The organism is Kitasatospora sp. NPDC004272, assembly GCF_053603035.1.
The window spans coordinates 1-9,033 of sequence record NZ_JBSGET010000220.1 but is presented as its reverse complement, the minus strand read 5'-3'; the positions used below and the strand labels follow the sequence as shown (position 1 = coordinate 9,033).

The 9,033-nt window shown below is 72.8% G+C and carries 8 protein-coding genes; 7 read left to right on the top strand and 1 reads right to left on the bottom strand.

Features of this window, described 5'->3' with window-relative positions; translation table 11 throughout:
• Positions 1 to 590 precede the first annotated feature (590 nt).
• A complete protein-coding gene (locus ACWEO5_RS36950; protein ID WP_452166472.1) occupies positions 591 to 3,245 on the top strand; it encodes a GH92 family glycosyl hydrolase in 2,655 nt (884 codons plus the stop codon).
• A 158-nt stretch (positions 3,246 to 3,403) separates the two neighbouring features.
• On the opposite strand, the gene ACWEO5_RS36945 is transcribed toward ACWEO5_RS36950, so the two are convergent.
• The gene (locus ACWEO5_RS36945) at positions 3,404 to 4,057 is read right to left on the bottom strand and encodes an NADPH-dependent F420 reductase (protein WP_452166471.1); all 654 of its coding nucleotides are present in this window, start codon (positions 4,055 to 4,057) and stop codon (positions 3,404 to 3,406) included.
• Positions 4,058 to 4,130: 73 nt separating this feature from the next.
• Here ACWEO5_RS36945 and ACWEO5_RS36940 point away from each other — a divergent pair, with 73 nt between their 5' ends.
• The 6 genes from ACWEO5_RS36940 (at position 4,131) to ACWEO5_RS36915 (ending at position 8,203) form a co-directional block, all read left to right on the top strand.
• On the top strand, positions 4,131 to 4,493 hold the full coding sequence (locus tag ACWEO5_RS36940) for a winged helix-turn-helix transcriptional regulator (protein ID WP_452166470.1): 363 nt from the start codon (positions 4,131 to 4,133) through the stop codon (positions 4,491 to 4,493).
• The gene (locus ACWEO5_RS36935; RefSeq protein ID WP_452166469.1) at positions 4,490 to 4,786 is read left to right on the top strand and encodes a hypothetical protein; all 297 of its coding nucleotides are present in this window, start codon (positions 4,490 to 4,492) and stop codon (positions 4,784 to 4,786) included. The genes ACWEO5_RS36940 and ACWEO5_RS36935 overlap by 4 nt, the downstream gene beginning before the upstream one ends.
• Before the next feature lie 136 nt (positions 4,787 to 4,922).
• The gene (locus tag ACWEO5_RS36930) at positions 4,923 to 5,222 is read left to right on the top strand and encodes a DUF2316 family protein (protein ID WP_452166468.1); all 300 of its coding nucleotides are present in this window, start codon (positions 4,923 to 4,925) and stop codon (positions 5,220 to 5,222) included.
• A 188-nt stretch (positions 5,223 to 5,410) separates the two neighbouring features.
• On the top strand, positions 5,411 to 6,520 hold the full coding sequence (locus tag ACWEO5_RS36925) for a hypothetical protein (RefSeq protein WP_452166467.1): 1,110 nt from the start codon (positions 5,411 to 5,413) through the stop codon (positions 6,518 to 6,520).
• A complete protein-coding gene (locus ACWEO5_RS36920; protein WP_452166466.1) occupies positions 6,517 to 7,464 on the top strand; it encodes a hypothetical protein in 948 nt (315 codons plus the stop codon). Before ACWEO5_RS36925 ends, ACWEO5_RS36920 begins: the two co-directional genes overlap by 4 nt.
• Before the next feature lie 88 nt (positions 7,465 to 7,552).
• Positions 7,553 to 8,203, top strand: a complete 651-nt coding sequence (locus ACWEO5_RS36915; RefSeq protein WP_452166465.1) for a haloacid dehalogenase-like hydrolase — start codon at positions 7,553 to 7,555, stop codon at positions 8,201 to 8,203.
• Positions 8,204 to 9,033 lie beyond the last annotated feature (830 nt).

Genomic DNA, 9,033 nt, shown 5'->3' with positions numbered 1-9,033 from the left:
AGCCACGCGGCCCCATCGAGACCGAAGCAGCACGCCGCCTCGCCGACGACCTCAACGATCAGTAATCAGCTAATTACCCCACACTTTCTGAGCCGCCCGCCGCCGACGCCGGGGCCGGGGCCGGGGCCGGGGCCGGGGCCCGGGCTGGGTCGGGGCCGCGGGCTCAGGGGGCGCCCGGGGCGGGGTGGAACTCGCCCCGGAACTCGCGGCGGAGCTGCGCCAATAGAGCCTGTCCGATCACCGGTTCTGTGGAAGGTCGAGGCGAGCCGACGGACGCGGCGCGGGATGGGCAACTCCTTCGGCAGGGCGCGTGTGGCTGTCTGCTTCCGGACAGTCCGGTTGGTGGCACCCGGAGAGTCTGCCGCGGGCCTGGGTGGCAGCCGAAGCCGGTGATCGCCGCCGGGGAGACCGACCGGGCGGTGAACCGGCGGAAGCGTCACCGTAGCCTCGGGGGGCTCGGCGGTCTACGAGGGATTGCTCGGCGCACTCGATCGAGCGGTGCCGTTCAGGAACGCCCAGATCGCGTTCCACGGCGATCCGATCTGTGTACGACACACACGAGAAAGGCGCACTCCAGCAGAATGAAACACTTGACGACCCGTCACCCGGTACCACGGCTGCTACGACCCCTCGCACTGGTAGCCGGACTCCTACTGGTCGTCGGCGGCGGCGCGGTGGCCCAGCCCGCCGCCGCCACCGTACCGGCGGTGGCCAGGGTCACCGTCGACGACCCGGCGCAGTACGTCAACCCCTTCGTGGGGACCGCGTCCTCCACCCAGTTCACCGACGAGGCCCTCAACGGCGGCCACACCTTCCCCGGTGCCTCCGCGCCCTTCGGCATGGTGCAGTGGAGCCCCGACACCGGCGCGCCCACCGCGTCCCACGGGGGCGTCAGCTACGACTACCGGGCCGACCGGATCTACGGTTTCAGCCTGAACCACCTCTCCGGGGCGGGCTGCGACGTCTTCGGCAACTTCCCGTTCATGCCGCGGCTGGGGACGGCGTCCAGCGGTCCCGCGACCTTCTCGCACGCCAACGAGTCCGCCTCGCCCGGAACGTACTCGGTGACGTTCGACAACGGGATCACCACCCGGCTGGCCGCCACCCAGCGTGCGGGCATCGCCGAGTTCGACTATCCGGCCGGTCAGGGCGCCGCGCTGACCGTGGACGCGGGAACCGCGCTCAACGGGGGGTTCGCCGGCAACGGCGGCGCCCTCGTCCTGGGCGGCGACCGGGTCTCCGGCTACAGCGACAGTGGTGGGTTCTGCGGTACGGGGAAGAAGTACCGGGTGTACTTCTCCGCCGTCTTCGACCGCGGCTTCAGCACGTCCGCCCTGCTCGACGGCGGCCGGAAGGCGATGCTGTCGTTCGACACCTCGACCAACCGGACCGTCACCGTCCGGGTCGGCCTGTCCTACGTCAGCACCGACAACGCCTACGCCAACATGCAGGCGGAGGAGGGCGCGAACCCCTTCGGCACGGTCGCGGCCGGTGTCAGGTCGGCGTGGAACACCCACCTGGGCAGGATCGCCGTCGCCGGCGGCTCGCTCCGCAACACCCGCACCTTCTACACCGCGCTCTACCACTCGCTGCTGGCCCCCAACGTCTTCAGCGACGCGGACGGGCGCTACATCGGCTTCGACAACCAGATCCGCACCGTCGCGTCCGGCCACGCCCAGTACACGAACTTCTCCGGCTGGGACGTCTACCGGTCGCAGATGCAACTGCTGGCCCTGCTCTGCCCCCAGGAAGCCTCCGACATCGGCCAGTCGATCGTCAACCAGGGCGCCCAGGCCGGCTACCTCGACCGCTGGCCGGTCGCCAACGGCGGAGCCGGCACCATGGACGGCGATCCGATGCCGATCATCGGCAGCTCCCTGTACGCGTTCGGCGCCAAGGGGTTCGACGCCCAGGCACTGCTCTGGCAGGCATGGGCGGGCACCGTCAAGGACGACGAACGCCCGGGCCAGTCCTACTACCTCAGCGCGGGTTACCTGCCGCATCCCTACATGGGCTGGGCGGCGTCGGTGACGCTGGACTACGCCACCGCGGACTTCGCCGTCTCCCAGCTCGCCGCCCGGCTCGGCGACGCGGGCATGTACGACATCGAGTTGCACCGCTCGGCCAGTTGGCGCAACCTGTTCAACACCCAGACCCGCGCCATCCAGCCGCGCGCCGTCGACCACAGCTGGCCCGCTTCCCCGCCCACCTCGCGGGACGGCTTCCAGGAGGGCGACGGCGCCCAGTACACCTGGTCGGTGCCCCAGAACCCGCGCGGCCTGATCGCCGCGATGGGCGGCAGCGGAGCGGCGGTCACCAGACTGGACACGTTCTTCGGCCAGCTCAACGGCGGCATGGACTCCCCGTACGCCTACCTGGGCAACGAACCGTCCGTCAACATCCCCTGGCTCTACACCTACGCGCAACGCCCCGACCGCACCCAGGCCGTGGTGCGCCAGGCGCTGCTCCAGCTCTACTCGGACGCCCCGGACGGCGAACCCGGGAACGACGACCTCGGCGCGATGTCCTCGTGGGCCGTGTGGGCCGCACTCGGCATGTATCCGCAAGTTCCCGGGCGAGCCGAACTGGTCCTGGCCAGCCCGGCCTTTCCGAGCATCTCCCTCACCCGCGAGAACGGTGTCGCCATCGACATCAGCGCCCCCGGCGCGGCCGACGACACGCCGTACGTCACCGGACTGGCCGTCAACGGTACGGCGAGCGGCAAGCCTTGGCTGGGCGAGGACTTCGTCACCAACGGCGGCTCGCTGCAGTACACCCTGAGCAGCACGCCCTCCCCCCAGTGGGGCCGGGCCGCCGCCGACGCACCACCGTCCTTCGACGTCGGCCCCGCCGCCCCGGCCACCGGGACGATCACCGGTCCCGGCGGCAAGTGCCTCGACGACAACGTCAGTTCGGTGGCGGACGGGAACAGGATCCAGATCTGGGACTGCAACAACACGGCCGCCCAGCAGTGGACCCTCGCTCCGGACGGCACCGTGCAGGTCTTCGGGCACTGTCTGGACGTGTACCAGAGCGGCACCGACATCCACGGCGTGCCGGTGCAGCTGTTCACCTGCAACGGCAGCGGCGCCCAGCAGTGGTGGCCGAAGTCGGACGGAAGCCTGGTGAACACCCCGTCCAACCTCTGCCTGGACCTGCCGAACGGCAACACCACCAACGGCCAGCCACTGCAGGTCTACCTCTGCAACAGCACCGCCTCGCAGAAGTGGAACCTCCCGCACTGACCCGCTGACCCGCTGACCCGCCGGAGCCAGGCCGTTCGGGGCCGCGCGTCCAAGGACGCGGGGCCCCGGCGGTGTTCCACGCCTGTTCGTAGAAGTCGATACGGACGCACCGGAACACTGCCTCCGGCCGCCCGACGGCGACGCGCAGAGGACCTGACTCAACTCCCTTCGGGGCCGGCCGCGTACGCCAGCGGTGGTGCGATGGCCTGGACGTCCGCGCCGGCGCCGACCCACAGGCCGATGAACAGGGCGGCGGTGGCCTCCAGCAGGCCGGCCCGGTCGAGGCCGCCGGCGGGCAGCGGGGTGCAGCCCGCGTCGCCGACCAGCTCGGAGACCCGGGCCAGCGCGGTGGCGTCGTCGCCGCACAGCGGGACGGCCAGCGGGCGGCCGTCGAAGACCGGCGGGCGCATCCGCCAGACGTCCTCGTGGCACAGGTTGAACGCCTTCACCACGTGCGCGTCCGGTGCGGCGGACGCCAACTGCTCGGCGGCGGACGGCCCGTGGCCGGTCAGCAGGCGGAAGCCGGGGCCGACGGGGTTGGCGCAGTCGACCAGGGTCCGCCCCGCGAGCGGTGCGGCCAGCGCCCGGACCACCTCCGCCCCGGCGCCGAACGGCAGTGCCACCAGCACCACTTCGGCCTCCGCCGCCGCCGTGCGCAGGTCACCGGCCCGCGTCCCGTGGCCGATCCGGTCGGCCAGCCGCCGGGCCTTCGCCAGGTCCCGCCCGCCGACGGTGAGCCGGTGCCCGGCCCGCGCCCAGTGGGTGCCCAGCGCGTCCGCCATGTTGCCCGTGCCGAGAATGCCGATCCTCATCAGCAGCCGTCCTTTCCGGGGGATTTCGACTTCCGGGACGAGCCTAGGGAGCCGGTCGGGCACCATTCGGTACGTGACTTCCGATCCACGGCTCGCCGACTGCCGGGCCCGCCTCGCCTTCGACCTGCTCTCCCACACCTGGAACGCCGTGGTGCTCTGGGCCCTGCGCGAGGGCCCGCACCGCCCCGCCGAACTGCGCGGCCGGATCGGCGGCATCAGCTCCAAGGTGCTCACCGAGACGCTGCGCCGCCTGCAGTACAACGGCCTGGTCGAGCGCCACCCGCCGAGCCCCGGCAGCACCGGCGTGGCCTACGAACTCACCGAGCTGGGGCGGACCCTGCTGCCCGCCATCGACACCTTCGGCGCCTGGGCGTTCGCGCACGGCGACGAGGTGATGGCCGCCCAGGAGGCGGCGGAGGAGGGGGAACGGCCGTGACGGACGACGGGAGCGACGGGAGCTACGGGGTCGACGGGACCGACGGGATCGAGTGGCGGCTCGCCGAGGTCGCGGCGGGCCGGGCCGACCGGGACGCCGTCGACCGCTGGGCCGGGCGGCTGCTGCTGGACGACGAGCGGGACTGGGACGAGACCTCCCGCTGGGCGCTGAACCTGCTCCACGGCATCGACCTGCGGCACGGTCCCGGCGAGCCCCATCCGTACCTGCACGACGAGGAGCAGGTCGGCGAGTGGCTGGCGGAGTACCGGCGGCGGCGCCGCGCCGGGGAGTGAGCGCGGCGCTCCGGCAGCGGGGGCCTCGGTAGCATGCCCGGGACGGGTGACCGCCGTCCGGCCGCGCCGTAGAAGCCCCGTAGAAGCCCCGTGGCCCCACGTTGACCCCTCGTGGACCCCCTGGAGGAGAGCCGCAGTGTCGTTGAACGACGAGGAGCGGGCCCGCACCGCCGCCGAGCTGCGGGCCAACCTGGAGCTGACCGGGCTCGACGCCAGCCGGGCCGGTGCGGAACTCGGCTTCGACGGCGGGCGGTTGGCGCAGGTGCTGGCCGTCGCCGAGGCCGACCCGGCGGACGTCTGGCTGCTGCGCGACCACCTGGAGGACCTGGTGCGCGCGGCGGGCCGCGAGCCCGTCCCGTACACCGTGCTCACCGAGGAGGCGCGGGCGGCGGCCGAACGCTGGTTCCCGCTGCGCCGGGCCCCGCGCCGGGCCTGATCCGCCACCGCTGGGCGTGCTTTGACGTCCCACCGGGTGACGTCCCATCGAATGGCGCACCCGCGGCGACCGACCGTTCGCCCGCGATCCGAAGGTCGCGGAGGATGGGGCCGGGGGGCCGTCCACGGGCTCGATGCCCGCTCGGACGGCTCGGGTACGGGGGTCGTCGACGAGTGAGGAGCACATCCGTGGTTGGTTCCGCACGCCCGCGCACGGCGCGAACAGCGCGAACGACCAGGTGGACGCGCAGGTGCGCCGCGCTGGCGCCGGGGGCCGCGCTGACCGGGATAGTCGTCCTGGGCGGCCTGGTACCGCTCGCCGCGCCCGCGCTGGCCGCCGAGCCCGCCGCCGCGGCAGACGGCGGCCCGGCGGCCGAGACGGCCGAGACGGCCGAGGAGGCGGGAGCCGCCGGGCTCGCGCCGCTGCCGCCGATGCCCGCGCCCGAGGCCTACGACGGCGACACCAAGCTGGCCTCGCCCGAGGAGGTCGCGGCCCAGTGCGACCAGCCCGGTAGTTGCACCTTCCGGGCGACGAACCGGATCATCGGGCTGTTCGGCAGCGCCGTCGCCTCGATCGGGAACGCCGCGATCAACTGCACCGGCAGCGACATGGAGGTCGACCGCACCCTGACGGTGGCCAGCAGCAGCACCGACAACATCGGCGGCTCGATCTCCGGCAAGGCCACGGTCACCGGCAGCATCGACACCACGGTGACCGCCTCCGCGCAGGGCAGCCAGGCCAACGGCACCACCAACAGCACCATCGAGTACGGACCGAACAAGGACAAGGGCCCCACCACCCAGGACAAGTTCCAGGACAGCAAGGACAACACCACCACCGTGAACGGCTCCAACGCCCTCCACCTGGGTGCGAAGGCCAGCTTCGAACTCGCCTTCCAGGCCTCCTACTCCAAGCAGTGGCAGGCGACCGTACGGGAGACCACCCGGGTGGTGTTCACGGTGTCGTCCAACGACGAGCTCCAGTTCGGGACGCTCACCGCGGTGACCCGGGTGGTCGGCATCCTGTCGGTCAACCACACCGGCCGGTTCATCAAGAACGTGGTGGTGGACAGCCCGTCCATCGCCACCAGCAGCTCCATCGTCGCGCAGACCTTCGCCCGGCCGGACGTCTGCCGGTCGCTGCGCCCGCCGGGCCCGCCGCCGCCGCAGCCGGGCCCGCCCGCTCCGGCGCCGCCGCAGCCGAGCCCGGTGGCGGCGGCGGTGGCGCCGGAGCCGCCTGGGCGGGTGCCGGACGCCGTGTACGTGCGCACCGCCGAGGGCACCTGGAGCGAGCGGTGAAGCGGGCCGCGGCGCTGGCCGCCGCGCTGCTGCTGGTCGGCGGGCCGACGGCCGGGCCCGCGTTCGCGGACGAGCCGGCCGCGCAGCAGGCCGTCGAGGACCTGGTGGCACGGGCCTTCGACGGCGACACCCCGCTGCCCGACGCGGCCGCCGTGGCACACGGCTGCGGGCGGGCGTACGGGTGCAGCTTCCGGTTCCTCCCCGGGCTGGCGGTGGAGCGGACCGCCGCCGTCGTCTCGGTCGGCAACACCGTCATCAACTGCACCAACCACAAGATCGCGGTGTACCGGACGGTGGTGCTGGAATCGAGCGCGACCGACAACCTGGCCGGCGAGATCTCCGGCTCCGCCACCGTCGAGGGGACGATCGACAACACCACCAACGTGTCCGGCACGGTGGCGAACTCCGACAAGACGGAGACCTCGCACACCGACACCACCGCCCCCAAGGACAAGGGCCCCAACACCGACACCACCAACGGCGGATCGACCACCACCAGCAGCAGTGCCACCGCCTCCGGCCAGCTCAAGCTCACCGCGACCGCCGCCTTCCAGATGGCGTTCAAGGCCACGTACTCGCACGAGTGGAAGCGCACCAACACCGAGACCACCCAGGTGAAGTTCACGGTCGACACCAGTCAGGAACTCCAGTTCGGCATGCTCAGCGCGATGACCCGGACGGTCGGGGTGATGTCGGTCGACGGCACCGGCACCACGATCAAGAACATCCTGGTGACCAGCCCGTCCAGTTCCAACATCAGCACCGTGGTCGCCCAGACCTTCAACGCCAAGAACTACTGCCTGACCCTGCAGCCGAAGCGCTCCCTCCCCGAGGGCGAGGGCGAGGGCGAGGGCGTGTACGAGGGCACCCCGCACCCGGCCGGCCAGCGCCCGGCCGCGCAGTACCGCCTGACGGCCGGACAGGAGTGGGTCCGCACCGACTGACCGGCACCGCCGGGCCCATCGCGCCGTACGGGAACCACCCGTGCGGCACAATGGGCCCGGCGTTCTCGTACGGGCGGGGGAGGGTGCGGTGCCGGAGCCGCGAGTGGCCGTGTTCGACCTGGACGGCACGCTGTGCCGGGGCGATTCGTTCGCCGGGTTCCTGCGGCGGTCGATGCTGCGCGGACGGTTCCGGGCGGTGGTGTCGCTGGCCGCGGCGGTGGTGCTGGTGCCGCTGTTCCTGCTGCCCGCCGGGCGGCGCCGGGCCGTGCGCGGCTTCGTACTGCTGGCCACCGCGGGCCGGAGTACCGCGCAACTGGCTTCGATGGCAGCGGAGTTCGCGGCGACGCACGTGGCGCGGGGCCGGATCGAACCGGTGCTGGCCCGGCTGCGCGAGCACCGCGAGCGCGGGGACCGGGTGGTGGTGGCGACCGGCTGCGCCGAACCGCTGGCCTCCGCCGTGTGCCGCGAACTCGGCCTGGAAGGCGTCGAGTTGCTGGCCGCCGAACTGGCCCCCGGACGCTTCGCGCACCGGCCGGTGCGCGGCTGTCTGGGCACGCAGAAGGTCGACCGGCTGGGCGAGTCGGGCATCGCCGTGCCGGTCGACCACGCCTACACCGACAGCTCGATGGACCTGCCGCTGCTGCGGGCCGCCGAGCACCGCTACCTGGTCGAACCCCGGCCCCGGACGGTGGCCCGGGTCCGGGCCGCGCTGGGGGAGGGGTTCACCGTGCTGGACTGAGCGGGCGGCGGCTCAGCAGTACCGCCAGGTGCCGGGGGCGAGGACGGTTACCCCGAGGCAACTCCCGCACGTGGAGGCGGCGAGCGCCGGCGCCTCCCGGCAACCTCGGCACTCGTGATGCGTCCCCTCGTCCCGTGGTGCGGGCTCACGACACGATCACGGCACCGGCCTGTCGGGCTGCTTCCAGCGGATGAGGGTGCACGCGAGCGGGACGGGTGAGTCGTGGAGGTCGAGCGCCGTTCCCGGTGGAGCTGGCCGGAGGTCTGCTCGACGACGCGGCGGAGTTCGCCGAGGCCGATGGTGTCGGGCTCGCGCGGCGGGAGACGGTCAGCAGGATTCGGCGTCCGCGCGGTTCCCGGCGGTGGTGATCACGTGGAGCGGGGGGGCGCGAGACCGTCGCCTCGCGGCTGTCGAGCCCCGGGACGCAGAGCAGTCGTCCGGCCACACAGCAGGACCCCGGGCCGACATCGCGAGTTCAGGTTCCGTACTGAATTCGGCTGCCGGCGACGCCTTTTCGCGAATTCGGAATCTCCGGGCGCCCGGGTTTTCCCGACGTCACGCCGGAATCGGTTCCGTCCGCCGCCACCGGCTCGGCTGACTCGGACGATTGCCGCCATGGAAAACCCTGCGGTCCCAGGTGTACGGAACAAGAACAGCAAGGGTGCACGTCCGCTCCGGAGAGGAGGGGGGCGGGCGCCGGGAAATCCGCGGGGCCGGCGCGGGCCTCGCGGCCGGCGGCGGACGCGGTGGTGCCCGGCATCGCGGTCGGCGCGGCGCACGCGCCGGTCCTGGCGGCGCCGGAGCCCCGGGCGCCAGCCGACCGCGGAGTC